Here is a 16,528-nt window from a genome sequence, read left to right as displayed (position 1 = left end):
GGCAGCGGAGCTCAGATGCTGTATTCCGCTGGTCCGCGGACCGTCGCCCGCGGACCGGGGACGAAGCGGTAGCCGCCGCTGCGGACGGTGACGACGGCGTGCCGGCAGCCCTTGAGTTTCCGGCGCAACCGTCCGACGTACACGTCGATGGACCGGGTTGCCGCGCCCGGGGTGTCGAACGCGTCGAGGCAAAGCTGCAGCTCCTGCCGGCTTACCGTGCGGGAGCAGTTCTGCACGAGACATCTCAGAAGCGTGAACTCCAGATCCGTCAGGGGCACCCGCTCTCCATCCAGCCTGGCGTCTCCGGCCGCGAGGTCGACGGCGAGCCGGCTGATGCTGCCGGGGACGGGCTCCAGGCCCGCCCCGCCGGTGTCCCCGCCGGTGTCCCCGGCGGGATCTGCTGTTCCCGCCGGGGTGCCGTCGTCTCCGGGGGACCGGACGACGGCGGATGTTGCGGCTCCGGCGGCGGGCCTAAAGTGGACTTCCGCCTCCGGGGCACATCTGAGGGCGCGGCCGAGCACGAGTTCGGCCGCGCGGGCCAGGCACACCGGGTCAACGTCGGAGTCGTCCGGCACCGTGACCCAGACCGCCAGTCCCTTCGCGGTGAGGCCGGCCTGCCGTGCCTGCCCGTTATTCCGGGCCCGTCCGTGAACGGCGGGCGGGGTGCCGGCCACGGCCGCCTGGCTCACACGCCGCCGCGGCGGATCAGCTTGCCGGTCGGGGTCCGGCCGTCGATCAGGGTGCCGCGGAGGTAGGTCTGCCGGACGACGCCGGAAAGCGCCTTGCCGTCATACGGGGTGATGGGGTTCTTGTGCTTGAGCTTGGAGACATCCACAACGAAAGCCTCGTCCGGGGCAAATACGGCGAGGTCGGCGTCGTATCCCAGCGCCAGTTGGCCTTTATTGCCCAGGCCGGCGAGTTGGGCCGGCTTTGCCGCCATCCACGAGAGAACCTGCTCGAGCGGGATGCCGCGGTGCCGGGCCTCGGTCCAGATCAGCGACAGGCCCAGCTGCAGCGAGGAGACGCCGCCCCAGGCCACGGCGAAGTCACCGTTTTCCAAGTCCTTCAGGTCCAGGGTGGACGGGGAGTGGTCCGAGACGATGCAGTCGATGGTGCCGTCCTGCAGGCCGGCCCACAGCAGTTCGCGGTTGGAAGCTTCGCGGATCGGCGGGCAGCACTTGTAGGCTGTGGCGCCGTTCGGGATTTCCTCGGCCGTCAGCGTCAGGTAGTGCGGGCACGTTTCCACGGTGAGGCGAACGCCGTCGCGCTTGGCGGTGGCGATCATGGGGAGCGCGTCGGAGGAGGAAAGGTGCAGGATGTGGGCGCGGGCTCCGGTCCAGCGGGCCCGTTCGATGACCTCGGCGACGGCCTTGTTCTCGGCCCCGCGCGGGCGGGAGGCCAGGAACGTGGAGTAGTGGTCGCCGCCGGGGTGGGGCGCGTGGTCGATCGCGTGGGAGTCCTCGGCGTGGACGATCATGAGCGAGTCGAAGGACTTGAGCTCGGCCATGTCCTGTTCCATTTCGTCCGCTTCCAAGTGCGGGAACTCGTCCACGCCGGAGTGCAGCAGGAAGCATTTGAAGCCGAAAACGCCCTCGTCGTGCAGCGGCCGCAGTTCGTTCTTGTTGCCCGGGACGGCTCCGCCCCAGAAGCCGACGTCCACGAACACCTGGTCCCCGGCCACCTCCCGCTTCAGTTTCAGGGCCTCCACGGTAGTGGTGGGCGGGATGCTGTTCAACGGCATATCAATGATGGTGGTGACGCCGCCGGCCGCTGCCGCCCGGGTGGCGGACGCGAATCCCTCCCACTCGGTCCGGCCGGGCTCATTGACGTGCACGTGGGTGTCCACGAGGCCCGGCAGGAGGGTCTCGTCGTCGGCGAGTTCAATGACTTCACGGCCGGAGAGGCCGTTGCCCAGCGGCTCGATCGCGACAATCACGCCGCCGCGGATGCCGACTTCCCGGGCGGCGATGCCGGCGGTGGTCAGCACCCGCTGCCCGCGGAAGACGACGTCGTAGGTTTCTTCAGACACTGAGGGTCTCCTTTCCCGGAGCACTGTCCAGGGTGCGGGCGCCCTGGACGGAGTGCGCCACGTTGGCCAATTGCTCGCCGAGTTGCCGTCCGAGGCGCTCCAGCAGCGCCGCGGCGTCGGTTATACATGTGTCTACATTGCTTTCCAGCTCCGTCAAAGCGTGGACTGCGAGGAACCCGGAACTGCTGATCTGCTCCGGGGTCAGGACGGACCGGCCGCACACCGCGACCACCGGAACCTTGGCGCGGCGCGCCGCCCGGGCAACGCCCACCGGAGTCTTGCCCAGGAGGGTCTGTTCGTCGAGGCTGCCTTCGCCGGTGATCACCAGATCCGCGCCGGCCAGCCGCTCGGCCAGCCCGGTGAATTCGAGGACGACGTCGATGCCGGGCCGGCGGGTCGCGGCCAGCACCGCGATGGCTGCGTAGCCCACGCCGCCGGCAGCCCCGGCACCCGGAGCGTCCGCAGCCTTCCGCGCGCGGGGCCCGATTTCGGCGCAGAGCACGTCCACAAAGCGGGCCAGGGCGGCGTCGAGGGCTGCTACGTCCTCGGGGGTGGCGCCCTTCTGCGGGCCGAAGATCGCAGCGGCGCCTTGGGCACCAAGCAACGGGTTGTCGACGTCGCTGGCGAGTACGAAGCGTGCGCCGTCCAGGCGGGAATCGAAGTTGGAGAAGTCGATCCAGTCCAGCCGGGCCAGGGCCGCACCGCCGGGCGGAAGTTCGTTGCCGTCGGCGTCGAGGAGCTTGGCACCGAGTCCCTGCAGGACCCCGGCGCCGCCGTCGGTGTTGGCGCTGCCGCCGACGCCCAGGATGATCTGCCGGCACCCGGCGTCGAGCGCGGCCCGGATCAGTTCGCCGGTTCCCTTGCTGCTGGCGCCATTGGCGGAGGCGGAATCAGGGCGGCCGCCCCTGCCGCCGGGCAGGACGGCGAGGCCGGACGCGGCGGCCATCTCAATGACCGCCTCGCGTCCGCGGACCGCGAACTCCGCCCGGACCGGCGCGCCGGTGGGGCCGCTGACGACGGCGCTGCGGCGGGTGAAGCCGGAGCCGACGGCGGCATCGAGGGTGCCCTCGCCGCCGTCGGCCACGGGAATCCGCAGTACCTCCAGATTACTGATCTGTCCGCTGTCGCGGGCCGCCGCGTGCAGCCCTGCTTCGAGGTGCCGGGCGACGTCCGGGGCCGAGAGCGATCCCTTGAACTTGTCCGGCGCTATGACGACGCGCATCTCAGGCCTGCAGGGCCAGAATGGCGGTGGGGGCGTCCTCGGCGGTCTCGGCCAGGGCCTCGAACTCGTTGACAGCGTTGATTTCGGTGCCCATGGAGATGTTCGTGATCTTCTCCAGGATGACTTCCACCACCACCGGAACCCTGAACTCGCCCAGGAGCGCCTTGGCCTTGTCGAACGCGGCCGGCAGGTCCTCCGGGTTTTCCACCCGGATCGCCTTGCAGCCCAGGCCCTCGGCCACCTTTATGTGGTCCACGCCGTAGCCGCTTGCGGTTGCGGAGAGATCCGTGGAGTTGATGTTCTCGAACGCCAGGGACACGTTCTGTTCCATGTTGAAGCCGCGCTGGGACTGGCGGATCAGGCCCAGGTAGGAGTTGTTGACCACAACGTGGATGTACGGCAGGTTGAATTGCGCGCCCACGGCCAGTTCCTCGATCATGAACTGGAAGTCGTAGTCACCGGAGAGGGCAACCACGGTCTGGTCCGGCTTGCCGCGGACCACGCCCAGCGCGGCGGGGGCGGTCCAGCCCAGCGGGCCTGCCTGTCCGGCGTTGATCCACTTGCGCGGGCCGAACACGTGCAGCATCTGGGCGCCGGCGATTTGCGACAGTCCGATGGTGGAGACGTACGTGGTGTCCTTGCCGAATGCTTTGTTCATTTCCTCGTACACGCGCTGCGGCTTGATCGGCACGTTGTCGAAGTGGGTCTTGCGGTGCAGTGTGGCTTTGCGCCCGGAACATTCGTCAACCCAGGCGGTGTAGTCCGGCAGGGACCCGGCGTCCAGGCGTTCCCGGGCCAGCTCCAGCAGCCCATCCAGGGCGGCGCCGGCGTCGGAGGCGATGCCGAAGTCCGGGGAGAACACGCGGCCGATCTGGGTCGGCTCGATGTCGATGTGCACGAACGTGCGGCCGGCGGTGTAGGTGTCCAGGCCGCCGGTGTGGCGGTTGGCCCAGCGGTTGCCGATGCCGATCACGAAGTCGCTGCGCAGGAAGTTCTCGTTGCCGTACCGGTGGCTGGTCTGCAGGCCCACCATGCCGGCCATGAGTTCGTGGTCATCCGGGATCGCGCCCCAGCCCATCAGGGTGGGGATCACGGGGACGCCCAGCAGCTCGGCCAGTTCCACGAGCTGCGCCGAGGCTCCGGCATTGATGATGCCGCCGCCGGCCACGATCAGCGGGCGCTCGCCTGCGGTGAGCATGTCCAGTGCCTTTTCCAGCTGCTTCCGGCTGGCCCTGGGCTTCTCCACGGGCAGGGGCTCATAGGTGTCGATATCGAATTCGATCTCGGCCATCTGCACGTCGATCGGCAGGTCCAGCAGGACCGGGCCCGGGCGGCCGGAGCGCATCAGCTGGAAAGCTTTCTGGAAGGCTCCGGGAACCTGGCCGGGTTCAAGGATGGTCATGGCCAACTTGGTGACCGGCTTGGCGATGGACTCGATGTCCACGGCCTGGAAGTCCTCCTTGTGCAGCTTGGCCACGGGTGCCTGGCCCGTGATGCAGAGCATCGGGATGGAATCGGCCCACGCCGCGTACAGGCCGGTGATCATGTCCGTGCCCGCGGGGCCCGAGGTGCCGATGCAGATGCCGATGTTGCCGTCCTTGGCCCGGCTGTAGCCGTCGGCCATGTGGCTGGCGCCTTCAACGTGGCGGGCCAGGGTGTGGCGGATGCCGCCGTGGGCCCTCATGGCCGAATAGAACGGGTTGATCGCCGCGCCTGGCAGGCCGAACGCCTCGGTGGCGCCCTCCTTTTCCAGGATGGCGACGGCTGCGTCTACAGTGCGCATTTTCGTCATGGTGTGCTCCTTGAAAGTCTGTTTTTGGGTGTGCTGAAGGCAGGCCCGGCGAATCGTCGCGGGCACCTCTTGTTGGGGGGAGGGCGGGCCGCCGTCGTAAATCCCGACGCCGGCCGGTGCGTTCGTGTCGAAATGCCCCTTGACGGGGCGGCAGCGCCGCTTAGTTGCGGCCGCTGAGCTTCAGGACCTGCTTGAAGAGGCCCGAGTGGTCCAGGCCGCCGTCGCCCTGGTTGACGGTGGCGGCGACGAGCTGCGCGACGATGGCGCCGAGGGGGACGGCGACATTGGCCTCGCGGGCCGCGGAGGTGACGATGCCGAGGTCCTTGTGGTGCAGGGCCAGGCGGAAGCCGGGGTCGAAGTTGCGGTCCAGCATCTTCTGGCCCTTCTGCTCCAGGACCTTGGAGCCGGCCAAACCGCCGCCGAGGACCTTGAGGGCGGCGTCCGTGTCCACGCCGTAGGCCTCGAGGAAGGCGATCGCCTCGCCAAGGACTTCAATGTTGACGGCCACGATCAGCTGGTTGGCTGCCTTGACGGTCTGGCCGGAGCCGGAGGGCCCCACGTGGACGATGGTCTTGCCGACGGCGGCCAGGACATCCCGTGCCGCCTCGAAGTCGGCGGCGTCACCGCCCACCATGATGGACAGCGCGGCGTCGATGGCGCCTTGTTCGCCGCCGGAGACCGGGGCGTCGAGGGGACGGATCCCGGCGGCCCGGGCGTCGTCGGCGAGGCCTTTGGCGACGTCGGGGCGGATGCTGCTGGCATCAACCCACAGGGCGCCCGGCTTGGCGTTGGCGAACACGCCGTCGGGGCCGCTGACCACGCCTTCGACGTCGGGGGAGTCCGGCACCATGGTGATGACCACGTCGGCGTCCCTGACGGCCTCCGCGATGCTCGCGGCACCCTTGCCGCCTTCGGAGACGAGCTTGTCGGTCTTGTCCTGGCTGCGGTTGAAGCCCGTGACCGTGTGGCCGGCCTTGACGAGGTTGATGGCCATGGGCAGGCCCATGATACCGAGGCCGATGACTGCGATGTTGCTCATTGTGGTTCTCTTTCTGACGTCTTTGTGTGCGTTTTAGCGCGGGTGTGCTTCTTTGCGCTGGTGCGGACTGAGGGAGCGGGTGGGGATTACTGCGAGACGCGCTGGCGGATGGCCCAGCTGAATGCGGTCCCCGCGGGTTCCTTGTATTCGAGGCCGATGTAGCCCTCGTAGCCGAGTGCGCGGCTGCGGGCGATCCATTCGCCGAGGGGAAGCTGCCCGGTTCCGGGAGCCCCGCGGCCGGGGTTGTCGGCGATCTGGATGTGGCCGAAGTCCTTGGCGTGCTTTTCGATGACGGCGGCGACGTCGTCACCGTTCACGGCCAGGTGGTAGAAGTCCGCGAGGAGCTTGATGTTCCCGGCGCCGGATTCCTGCTTGACCCGGGCGATCACATCGAGGGCATCCTGTGCCTTGAGCAGGGGGTACCGGGGGGCGCCGCTGACGGGTTCCAGGAGGACCGTGCCGCCGATGCGGGCCACGCCGGCAGCCGCCGCCGCGAGATTTTCGGCGCCAATGGCGTCCTGCTGCTCAGCGGATTCGCCGTCAATGCGGTTGCCGTAGAGGGCATTGAAGGCCTTGCAGCCGAGGCGCTCACCGATGCCGGCGACGACGTCGATGTTGTCCTGGAATTCGGTGGAACGTGCCGGCCAGGAGACCAGGCCGCGGTCGCCGCCCGGCATGTCGCCCGCGTTGAAGTTCAGGCCCGTCAGCTGCACGCCGGCGTCGGTAATGGCGTTCTCAAACCGGGCAACCTCGACGTCGGTGGGGACGGAGGTCTCGAAGGGCCACCAGAATTCTACGGCGTCAAAACCGGCGGCCTTCGCGGCGGCCGGGCGTTCCCAGAGGGGGAGCTCCGTCAGGAGGATGGAGCAGTTCACGGTGTACGTCATTGTGGGTTCCTTCCGGTGTGGGCGGGAGCTGGATCCCGGGCACCTTTGCCTTGCAGATCCTTGCTTGTTTTCCGCTTTGTGGAATTAAGATTCTGCTTTATGAAAAGTGTAGGGAAGGTTGGGCCGGGGAGTCAAGGGGTGAGCGAATGGGGGTGTGGCTGCGGGGTGAGGCGCGAGGGACCCCGATATTCTTGCCCCGGCACCTCGGAGCGCGGGAGCCTAGGGGAGTTCAGGCTCCGGCAGTTCAGGGCACGCGGGCAGCAGATGCGGCGAAATTCCCTACCGCTTCGTTGGGTCCTTGCGGATACCCAGACCCACGAGTGCGCCGACCCCGAGGCCGATCAGGAGGCCCGTGAATGGCTTGTCGACGGTGGTGACCCCGATGGCGAAGCCGAGGGCCGCGCCAAGGAGCATTCCGATCCACAGGGATTCGTACTTCACAGCCTCAGGCTAGCAAGCATCGCCCGGGCCGCAAGGGCTCCGGGCTGGGTGACCAGAATTGGCGCGGAGGCGCGACCGGCGGAACCACGCAGGAGTCCGCCCTCACAGACGGGGCGGACTCCACTGCGTGGATCGGTATTGGTGGGTCGGTATTGGTGGATCGGTATTGGTGGATCGGTCTTAGGTCAGGCGGATCTGGCGGTTGACGTCCTTGTACAGCAGGTACCGGAAGTTGCCCGGACCGCCGGCGTAGCACGCCTGGGGGCAGAAGGCGCGCAGCCACATGAAGTCGCCGGCCTCCACCTCCACCCAGTCGTCATTGAGCCGGTAGACGGCTTTTCCTTCCAGCACGAAGAGGCCGTGCTCCATGACGTGGGTTTCCGCGAAGGGGATGGAGGCGCCGGGCTTGAGGGTGACGATGTTGACGTGCATGTCGTGGGCGAGGTCCTCCGGGTCCACGAAACGCGTGGTGGCCCAGGCCCCGTCGGTGTCCGGCATCGCCCGCGGTGCGACGTCCTGGTCGCGGGTTACAAAGGATTTCGCCGTGTAGCCGTCCAGCGGCTCGTAGGCCTTCCGGATCCACTGGAAACTGGCGATCTCCCCGGACTCGTTCGCCACGGACCATTGGGCCCCCGCGGCGAGGTAGGCGTAGCCGCCCTCGCCCAGCCTGTGGATTTCCCCCTCGAGGGTCAGTGCCAGGGCGCCCTTGGTCAGGAAGATGACGCCTTCGACGCCGGCCTCCGGCTCGGGCTTCTCCGAGCCTCCGCCCGGTCCCACCTCGACGATCAGCTGCGAGAACGTCGTGGCAAAACCGGCGATGGGCCGGGCCAGGATCCAGGAACGGGTGTTGGTCCAGCCGGGCAGTTTGCTCGTGACGATGTCCCGGAGCACGCCCTTCGGAATGACGGTGTAGGCCTCCTTGACCACGGCCCGGTCGGAGAGGATCTGGGTCTGCGGCGGAAGCCCGCCTTCGGGGTAGAAATAGTTGCTCATGGGTGCGTTCCTTTTGCTGAGGGAGTGGAGGTGTTGGCCAGCCGGGGGTGGGCCAGCGCGGTGAGTTCGGGGAGCCCGACGCCGGCCAGCGCCAGGACTTCTTCGGTGCCGACGGCGCCGCACTGGACGCCGCGCAGCACGAAGGCTGCCAGAGCCCGTGCGGTGGCGGGTTCGTCCAGAACGCCGCCGGCGGTTTGGTCCATGTAATTGCGGAGCCGGGCAGCGGCGGCCGGGAGCCCTTGCCGGTAGAAGGCGTAGGTCGCGGCGAACCGGCTGGGCAGCTGGGCGGGGTGGAGGTCCCAGCCCTGGTAGTAGCCGCGTTCCAGCGAGCGGCGGACCAGCCGGCCGTGGAGCTGCCAGGCCTGCTCCACGTTCCCGCCCACCGGGATGATGTTGGTGGAGCCGTCGGAGAGCCGGATCCCGGTGCCGGCCGCGGCAAGCTGCATGACTTCCTTGGCAAAGTCCGCCACGGGATGTTCCATGGACTGGTATTCGGCGGAGATCTGCAGCGATGCTGAGTAGTCGTAGGTGCCGTAGTGCAGCCCGCTGATCCGGCCGGGCACCGCGTGCGGCAGGCGCGCCACCGGCGAGGTTCCGTCCGGGCCCAGGATGAGCTGCGGCGTTTCCACCTGCACCTCAAAGCGGAGCCGGCCCGCGGGGAGCGAGTGGACTTCCTCGAGCCGGGACACGGCGAAGGCCATGGCCTCCACCTGCGCCACCGTGGTGACCTTGGGCAGGGTGAGGACGAGCCCGTCCGGCAGTTCGCCGGCCGTGGCCAGCTGCGAGACGAAGAGATCCAGGGTCCGCAGACCCCGGGCGCGGGTGGCAGCCTCGAAGCACTTGAAGCGGATCCCGATGAACGGCGGCGCGGTACCGGCGGCGACGGCGGCGGCCACGGCGGATGCCGCGGCGACAGCGGCGGCGTCCTCGGCGTCGTCGCCCCGGTCCCCGAACCCGTCCTCAAAGTCCAGACGGAGGTCCTCGATCGGCTCGCGTGAGAGCTTGGCCCGGACCCGCGGCGCGACGGCGGCGGCCAGTTCGGTTTCCTGGCCCTGCAGCGCGCACAGGCTTTCGACGCCGCCGCGGGCATCCACCGCGGCGAGGGCCTGGGCGCCCCAGTCCGCGGCGAACTCCGGGCTGAAGCGGTCGGCCGGAACGTAGACGGTGTGCACCGGCTGGCGGGAGCCGTCGTCGCCCGGGTAGCTGCGCTCCAGCAGCCGGTCGGTGTCGGCGAGCTGCGCATCGATCCGGGCGAGGTCGGCCCCGGAGAGGGCCGGCGTTACCGGACCCTGGCTCTGCAGATGGCTGCGTGCTTGCGGCCTGGCACTGGCGGAGGTGGCTGCCATGCCTCAGCCCACCAGCTCGTACGCCGGCGTGGTGAGGAAGTCCGTGTAGTCCTCGGACAGGCAGATGTCGCCGATGAGCTTGCTGGCGGGCAGGTAGTGCTTCATGAAAGCGTCCTCGCCCACCTCGCCCCGGAGCTTCTCGGTTTCCTCGGCCAGGATCCCGGATACCAGCTCGCGGGTGACGGTCCGGCCAGTGTCGGCGAGCACAGAGTGGTTGCGGATCTGCTGCCAGACCTGGGACCGCGAGATTTCCGCCGTCGCCGCGTCCTCCATCAGGTTGTGGATGGCGACCGCGCCATTGCCCGAAATCCACACCGCTGTGTAGGCGACGGCAACGTACAGGTTCAGGCGCATGCCTGCCTCGGTGACCGTGCCACGGGCGGAGGCGACGTCCAGGAGCTGGTCCGCGGTGACCGAGACTTCCGGGCGCTGCCTGTCCAGCTGATTCGGCCGCTCGCCCAGGACGGCGTCGAAGACGTCCCGGCAGACCGGCACCAGGTCCGGGTGGGCCACCCAGGAACCGTCAAAGCCGTCGTTCGCCTCACGGGTCTTGTCCGCGCGCACTTTCTCGAACGCCTGGGCCGTCACCTCGGGTTCGCGGCGGTTGGGAATGACGGCCGCCATGCCGCCCATGGCGAAGGCGCCGCGGTGGTGGCAGGTCTTGACCAGCAGTTCGGTGTAGGCACGCATAAACGGCGCGGTCATAGCCACGGTGGCGCGGTCCGGCAGCACAAAGCGCGAGCCGGCGTCACGGAAGTACTTGATGATGCTGAACAGGTAGTCCCAGCGGCCAGCGTTCAAGCCGGAGGCGTGGTCGCGGAGTTCGTAGAGGATCTCGTCCATTTCGAATGCTGCGGGGATGGTCTCGATCAGGACGGTCGCGCGGATGGTGCCTTGCGGAATGCCGAGGTAGTCCTGGGCGAAGACGAAGACCTCGTTCCACAGCCGGGCCTCGAGGTGGCTCTCCATCTTGGGCAGGTAATAGTAAGGGCCATGGCCATTCTTCAGCAGCTGCCTGGCGGTGTGGAAGAAGTGCAGGCCGAAGTCCACCAGGGCGCCTACGGTGTGTTCGCCGTCGATCAGCAGGTGGCGCTCTGCCATGTGCCAGCCGCGCGGGCGGGCGACAACGACGGCCAGCGGGGCATCGGTCCGGAGCGTATATTCCTTGCCCTCGGGGGACGTGTAGGCCAGGGTTCCCGCCGCGGCGTCGCGGAGGTTCAGGATTGATTCGATCACGTTGGACCAGGTGGGAGTGCTGGCGTCCTCGAGGTCCGCGAGCCAGACCTTGGCCCCGGAGTTCAGGGCATTAATGGCCATCTTGGCCGGTGCGGCCGGACCCGTCATTTCCACCCGGCGGTCCTGCAGGGCTGTCGGGGCCGGGGCCACCGTCCAGTCGCCTTCACGGATATCACGGGTTTCCGGCAGGAAATCGAGCCGGCCGGTGCGGGCCACCTCGTCGCGTTTGACCGCGCGGGCCTTGAGCAAATCCACGCGGGTGGCGGCGAATCGCTGGTGCAATTGCTCAATGAAGGCCAGCGCCTCGGGTGTGAGGATCTCCTCCGCGCGGTCAACGGGGCGGCGGGCTGAAATGGTGAGGGCCATTGTGGTCCTTCCTGGTCGGTGAAGCAGGCGGCGAATCAGGCGTGGGTCAGCGCGGCGGCCGGGACCGTCGCATGGGCAGCCGCGACAACCGCCGCGGCGACGTCGGCGGCAACGTGGGGGTCGAAGACGCTGGGAATGATGTAGCTGGCATTGAGCTCGTCGTCGGCGACCCGGTTGGCGATCGCCGCGGCGGCGGCCACCAGCATCTCGGGGGTGATGTCCGCCGCCCCCGCGTCCAGCAGCCCGCGGAAGAACCCTGGGAAGGCCAGGACGTTGTTGATCTGGTTGGGGAAGTCGCTGCGGCCGGTCGCCACCACAGCGGCGTGCCGTGATGCGACCACCGGGTCGATTTCCGGCGTGGGGTTGGCCATGGCGAACACAATAGCGTCGTTGGCCATGGATGCCACCTGTTCTTCGCCGATCACGTGCGGTGCGCTGACGCCGATGAAGACGTCGGCTCCCTTGAGCGCTTCGTGCAGGGTGCCCGAGAAACCCCGTTCATTGGTGTTCTCGGCAATCCACGTGCGGTGCTCGTCGTCGTACTGTTCGCCGAAGTGGATCGCTCCCGATCGGCCGGCGGCGATGATGTTGCGGGCCCCCTGTGCCTTGAGCAGCGCGATGATGGCGGAGCCGGCGGCGCCGACGCCCGAAACGACAATCCGGACCTCGGAGAGTTTTTTGTCCACCACGCGCAGGGCGTTGGTCAGGGCTGCCAGCGTGACGATTGCGGTTCCGTGCTGGTCGTCGTGGAAGACCGGGATGTCGAGCTCCTCGCGGAGCCGGGTTTCGATCTCGAAGCAGCGCGGAGCGGCGATGTCCTCAAGGTTGACCCCGCCATAGACCGGGGCGAGCGCCTTGACGATCCGGATGATTTCCTCCGTGTCCTGGGTGTCCAGGCAGACCGGCCAGGCGTCGACGTTGGCGAACTGCTTGAAGAGCGCGGCCTTGCCTTCCATGACCGGCAGTGCGGCGGCCGGGCCGATGTTGCCGAGGCCCAGGACGGCGGAGCCGTCGGTGACGACGGCGATGGTGTTGCGTTTGATGGTCAGGTTCCGGGCGGCCTCAGGGTTTTCCGCGATCGCCAGGCAGACGCGGGCGACGCCGGGGGTGTAGGCGCGGGAGAGGTCGTCGCGGTTGCGCAGCGCGACCTTCGGCACAACTTCCAGCTTGCCGCCGAGGTGCATCAGGAAGGTTCGGTCCGAGACGTTCCGGACCGTGACGCCGTCGAGCGCGTTGAGCGCGTCCTTGACACGTGCGGCGTGCTCGTCGTCCGTGGTGTTGCAGGTGACGTCGACTACCAGGGTCTCATGGTGGGATTCGGTGACGTCCAGGGCCGTGATCGCGGCGCCGGCCGCACCGACGGCGGCGGCCAGTTCGCTGGTGGCGGTGAAGCTCGAGGGCGCCTCCACGCGCAGGGTGATCGAATTTCCGGGGCTGGGATTCGCCATTGAATTTTCCTCCTAGTCGGCCCGCGGACGGGCTCTTACTGCACTCACTTATTTCGTATGATGGATATTATTATCTACTTTGTGGAAATACAAGCCCCCAGGGGTCCGTCGGCGGCGGGGGCGGTACTGTATCTTGTGTCCACTAGGCACTTTTTTCACGATGTGGATAAAATTTGTCGTAAGCAACCCCTCAGGAGAGCAAAGTTATGGCGGAAAAAGCCCCCGGAGGCGTGCAGTCCGTTGAACGCGTCTTCGAACTTCTGGAACTGATCACCGATGCCGGCGGCGACGTCACCCTCAGCGAACTCTCGTCCTCCACCGACCTGCCGCTTCCCACCATCCACCGGCTGCTGCGCACCCTCGTCACCCTGGGCTACATCAGGCAGCTGCCGAACCGCCGCTATGCCCTGGGCCCGCGCCTGATCCGTCTGGGCGAGGCGGCGAACAAGCAGCTCGGGGCGCTCGCCCGGCCGCAGCTCCAGTCCCTCGTGGAACGGCTCGGGGAAACCGCCAACATGGCTGTGCTGGACTCTGACATGGTGATGTACGTGGCCCAAGTCCCGTCCCTGCACTCCATGCGGATGATCACCGAAGTGGGCCGCCGCGGTTACATGCACGCCACCGGCATGGGCAAGGCGATCCTGGCCCAGCTGGACGATGAGACGGTGCGTGGCATCGTGACCCGGAAGGGCATGCCCACACCCACACCGAAGAGCATCGGCGACGTCGAATCCCTGCTCGCCGACTTGAAGCTGATCCGCAGCCGCGGCTATTCGATCGATGAGGAAGAGCAGGAGATCGGCGTCCGCTGCTTCGCGATTGCCATCCCCAACGCGCCGACCCCCGCGGCGATTTCCGTCTCCGGGCCCGTTTCCCGGGTGGACGAGACTTTCGCGGACCGGGCTGTGCCGTTGCTGCGCGAGGCAGCCCTGGCGATCTCCCAGGACCTCAACAAGAGCTGACATCCAGCGGCCGTGCCGCAGTCCGCCAGGCCAGATTGCGGCCCCTTTTCCTTCACGGGGAGGGGCCGCAACGCTCATGCCGGTGGTGTCTTGGGGGACTAGTGTTCGGATGTCGCGGCGGACTCCACCGGGACTTCCTTGCCGTCGCAGTCGATCAGTTTGCCGTTCTCGTAGCGGTCGCCCTCGGCAAGGCACTGAAGGTCTTCCTCGCGGATGACCCGGCCCGTTCCGGCCACAAAGACCGACTGGTTCTCCGAGTTGCCCTTCTTCAGGTGGTTGAAGAGCAGGTTCAGCGCGATGGCCATGACCGCTGCGGAGCTGATGCCGGAATGGAAAATCGTTGCGAACCAGCTGGGGAACTTGTCGTAGAACGTGGGGGCGGCGATCGGGATCATCCCGAAGCCGATGGAGGCGGCGACGATGATCAGGTTCATGTTGTTCCGGTACTCCACCTTGGCCAGGGTCCGGATGCCGCTCGCGGCCACCGTGCCGAAGAGCACGATTCCCGCACCGCCCAGGACGGCTGTGGGGACCGCCGCGACCACGCGGCCGAGCACCGGCAGCAGGCCCAGCAGCACCAGGATGACGCCGCCGGCCGCCACCACATAGCGGCTCTTGATCTTGGTGACGGCGACCAGGCCAACGTTCTGGGCGAACGCGCTCTGCGTGAAGGAACCGAAGACCGGCGCCACGAGGCTGGAAACCATATCTGCCCGCAGGCCCGCGGCGATCCGCTTCGAATCGACCCGGGTGCCCACGATTTCGCCGACGGCCAGGATGTCGGCCATGGTCTCGGTCAGGATGACCAGGACCACGATCAGCATGGAGATGATGGCGGCAGCCTCGAAGGTGGGTGCGCCGAGGTGGAACGGTGCGGGGAAGGCGACGATCGGGCCGTCACCAACCTTTGAGAAGTCCGCCATGCCGGTCACGACGGCGACCCCGGTTCCGGCGACCATGGCCAGCAGGATGGACAGGCGGGAAATGGTGGCGCTGCCGACCTTGCTCAGCAGGAGCACGAGGGCCAGGGTGATGGCCGCCAGCCCGATGTTGGCCACGCTCCCATAGTCCGCCGCCTTCTTGTTCCCGCCCATCGCCCAGTTGGCCGCCACGGGCATCAGCGTGAGGCCGATGGTGGTGATGACTGTGCCGGTGACCACCGGCGGGAAGAACCGGACAATCTTGGAGAACACCGGGGCGATCAGCAGCCCGATGGCTGCAGAGGCAATGACAGCGCCGAAGACGGCCGGGAGACCGCCGCCGCCGGTGACGATGGCGACCATGGTCGCCACGCTGGCGAAGGAGACGCCTTGGACCAGGGGGAGCTGGGAGCCGAAGAACGGCACGCCCAGGGTCTGGAGCAGCGTTGCCAGGCCGCCCATGAAGAGGGCCGCGGCGATCAGGACCCCGACGTCGGCCGGGGCCAGGCCGGCGGCCTGGCCGACGATCAGGGGGACGGCGATGATGCCGCCGTACATGGTCAGGACGTGCTGGAAGCCGTAGGCGAAGCTGCTTCCGACGGAGAGCCGTTGGTCCTCGGGGCGGGGAGTGCCGCCGGTGCCGCCGGTGCCGCGGGTGCGTGGCAGCCGGGCGGTCGATTTTTTGCGTGCGTTCATGGCAGACCTTCTTGGTTCATGGCGGACGTCGTTGTCCGGCTAACAATGTCTGGCTAACGGGTGCCGGAGTGCCGGCGCCGGAGGCCCGGGCCGGCCGGCCCGGGAGTCCTAGCAGAAGCCGGCGATCCCGGACCAGGCGATTTCTGCGGGGCTGGCGTCTTCACGCTGGACAGTGGCCTCGATCAGGCCGTAGGGGCGGTCGGCGGCGAAGAAGACCTCGTTGGGGTTGTCGAGGCCAAAGGGCGAGAGGTCGACGAGGAAGTGGTGCTTGTTGGGCATGGAGAACTTGATCTCGTCGATCTCGGTGTGCGCTTCCAGGACCTTGGCGCCCATGTCGAAGAGGGTCTGCTGCAGGGCGTGGGAGTAGTTTTCGCTGAAGCCCTCCAGCAGCAGGCTCTTGACGTCCTCGTAGCTCTTGTTGAAGTCGAACGTGCCGAAATCGGTGCCGGTCCTGAAGCGCCAGCGGGCCGATACGTCCGTGGCGAGGATGCGGTCGGACGTTTCCGGGAGGGTGGTGTACTTGTCCCGCGGGAAGCCGCTGAACCCGGACTGGGTCGACTTCAACACGGTGAGGTCCTTGAGCCCGGCGATGAGGTGCTCGGTACCGCTGTCGCGGACAAGGACCGCGGTGCGGACGTCCTGGCCGCTGCGGACGAAGGAGTGGTCGTGCCCGGTCCCGTGGGCCTGGATCCGGTCCCATTTGTAGGATTCGGCTGCCCAGCGGCCGCCGGTGACCCAGTCGAAGTTCGAGGTGAAGTGCTTGCCCAGCCGCAGCAGGAAGGCTTCCGGGGAGCCGATGCCGTCCCGGGCGAAGGCATAGATGGTGTTCTTTTGGGTGTCCGTGGCCACCACATGGCTGTTGTCGCCTTCGAGGTGGGCAGCCGCGAAGTCCCCGCGCAACTGCGAGGTGACATTCAGGTCTTCGATTTCATGGCGGTCGGTGTCCCTGGTGATCTTGACGACCCGGACTTCGGCTTTTCCGTACTGGTTGTGGCCGAGGACGATCTTGTTGCTCATGGTCTGATTCCCAACTTCAGGTATGTGGCACCAAAGTCCCACATAGAAATTAAGCGCGTGTTTCCCGCGCGTTTCTCATTCCGTCGGCCCACAAAAAAGAGCCGACATCAGTTGATGCCAGCTCATTACGACCC

The 16,528-nt window shown here is 67.6% G+C and carries 14 protein-coding genes; 1 reads left to right on the top strand and 13 read right to left on the bottom strand.

The window, feature by feature from the left end:
* Positions 1–11: 11 nt before the first annotated feature.
* From AC1DRO_RS11215 to AC1DRO_RS11165, 11 genes are all read right to left on the bottom strand, one after another.
* Positions 12–674, bottom strand: a complete 663-nt coding sequence (locus AC1DRO_RS11215; protein WP_476950854.1) for a winged helix-turn-helix domain-containing protein — start codon at positions 672–674, stop codon at positions 12–14.
* An 11-nt stretch (positions 675–685) separates the two neighbouring features.
* Positions 686–2,029: an allantoinase AllB gene (gene allB, locus AC1DRO_RS11210; protein WP_476950853.1), complete on the bottom strand. Its 1,344-nt coding sequence runs from the start codon at positions 2,027–2,029 to the stop codon at positions 686–688.
* Positions 2,022–3,251 (bottom strand): glycerate kinase, encoded by a 1,230-nt coding sequence (locus AC1DRO_RS11205; protein ID WP_476950852.1) that lies wholly within the window; start codon positions 3,249–3,251, stop codon positions 2,022–2,024. The genes allB and AC1DRO_RS11205 overlap by 8 nt, the downstream gene beginning before the upstream one ends.
* A gap of 1 nt (position 3,252) precedes the next feature.
* Positions 3,253–5,043, bottom strand: a complete 1,791-nt coding sequence (gene gcl, locus AC1DRO_RS11200; protein WP_476950851.1) for a glyoxylate carboligase — start codon at positions 5,041–5,043, stop codon at positions 3,253–3,255.
* 160 nt (positions 5,044–5,203) lie between these two features.
* A complete protein-coding gene (locus AC1DRO_RS11195) occupies positions 5,204–6,082 on the bottom strand; it encodes a 2-hydroxy-3-oxopropionate reductase (protein ID WP_476950850.1) in 879 nt (292 codons plus the stop codon).
* A gap of 86 nt (positions 6,083–6,168) precedes the next feature.
* The gene (locus AC1DRO_RS11190) at positions 6,169–6,969 is read right to left on the bottom strand and encodes a hydroxypyruvate isomerase family protein (protein WP_476950849.1); all 801 of its coding nucleotides are present in this window, start codon (positions 6,967–6,969) and stop codon (positions 6,169–6,171) included.
* Positions 6,970–7,248: 279 nt separating this feature from the next.
* Entirely contained in the window at positions 7,249–7,410 is a 162-nt protein-coding gene (locus AC1DRO_RS11185; protein ID WP_162159054.1) for a glycine zipper domain-containing protein, read from the bottom strand.
* 180 nt (positions 7,411–7,590) lie between these two features.
* Positions 7,591–8,403: a bifunctional allantoicase/(S)-ureidoglycine aminohydrolase gene (locus tag AC1DRO_RS11180; RefSeq protein WP_028275486.1), complete on the bottom strand. Its 813-nt coding sequence runs from the start codon at positions 8,401–8,403 to the stop codon at positions 7,591–7,593.
* Complete coding sequence (locus AC1DRO_RS11175) at positions 8,400–9,749, bottom strand: DUF6986 family protein (RefSeq protein ID WP_476950848.1); 1,350 nt, start codon at positions 9,747–9,749, stop codon at positions 8,400–8,402. Before AC1DRO_RS11175 ends, AC1DRO_RS11180 begins: the two co-directional genes overlap by 4 nt.
* A gap of 3 nt (positions 9,750–9,752) precedes the next feature.
* Entirely contained in the window at positions 9,753–11,351 is a 1,599-nt protein-coding gene (aceB, locus tag AC1DRO_RS11170; protein WP_476950847.1) for a malate synthase A, read from the bottom strand.
* Positions 11,352–11,386: 35 nt separating this feature from the next.
* Positions 11,387–12,799, bottom strand: a complete 1,413-nt coding sequence (locus tag AC1DRO_RS11165; protein WP_476950846.1) for an NAD-dependent malic enzyme — start codon at positions 12,797–12,799, stop codon at positions 11,387–11,389.
* 206 nt (positions 12,800–13,005) lie between these two features.
* Here AC1DRO_RS11165 and AC1DRO_RS11160 point away from each other — a divergent pair, with 206 nt between their 5' ends.
* A complete protein-coding gene (locus AC1DRO_RS11160) occupies positions 13,006–13,761 on the top strand; it encodes an IclR family transcriptional regulator (RefSeq protein WP_028275490.1) in 756 nt (251 codons plus the stop codon).
* A 98-nt stretch (positions 13,762–13,859) separates the two neighbouring features.
* Here AC1DRO_RS11160 and AC1DRO_RS11155 read toward each other — a convergent pair whose 3' ends face one another.
* Both AC1DRO_RS11155 and pucL read right to left on the bottom strand, forming a co-directional pair.
* Positions 13,860–15,377 (bottom strand): nucleobase:cation symporter-2 family protein, encoded by a 1,518-nt coding sequence (locus AC1DRO_RS11155; RefSeq protein ID WP_476950845.1) that lies wholly within the window; start codon positions 15,375–15,377, stop codon positions 13,860–13,862.
* 108 nt (positions 15,378–15,485) lie between these two features.
* The gene (gene pucL, locus AC1DRO_RS11150; RefSeq protein ID WP_476950844.1) at positions 15,486–16,394 is read right to left on the bottom strand and encodes a factor-independent urate hydroxylase; all 909 of its coding nucleotides are present in this window, start codon (positions 16,392–16,394) and stop codon (positions 15,486–15,488) included.
* Between the last annotated feature and the right edge of the window lie 134 nt (positions 16,395–16,528).

The sequence above is a fragment of the Arthrobacter sp. P4_F11 genome (assembly GCF_056401395.1).
Note: the sequence above shows the minus strand (reverse complement) of the source record. Positions and strands in the feature narration are given on the sequence as shown.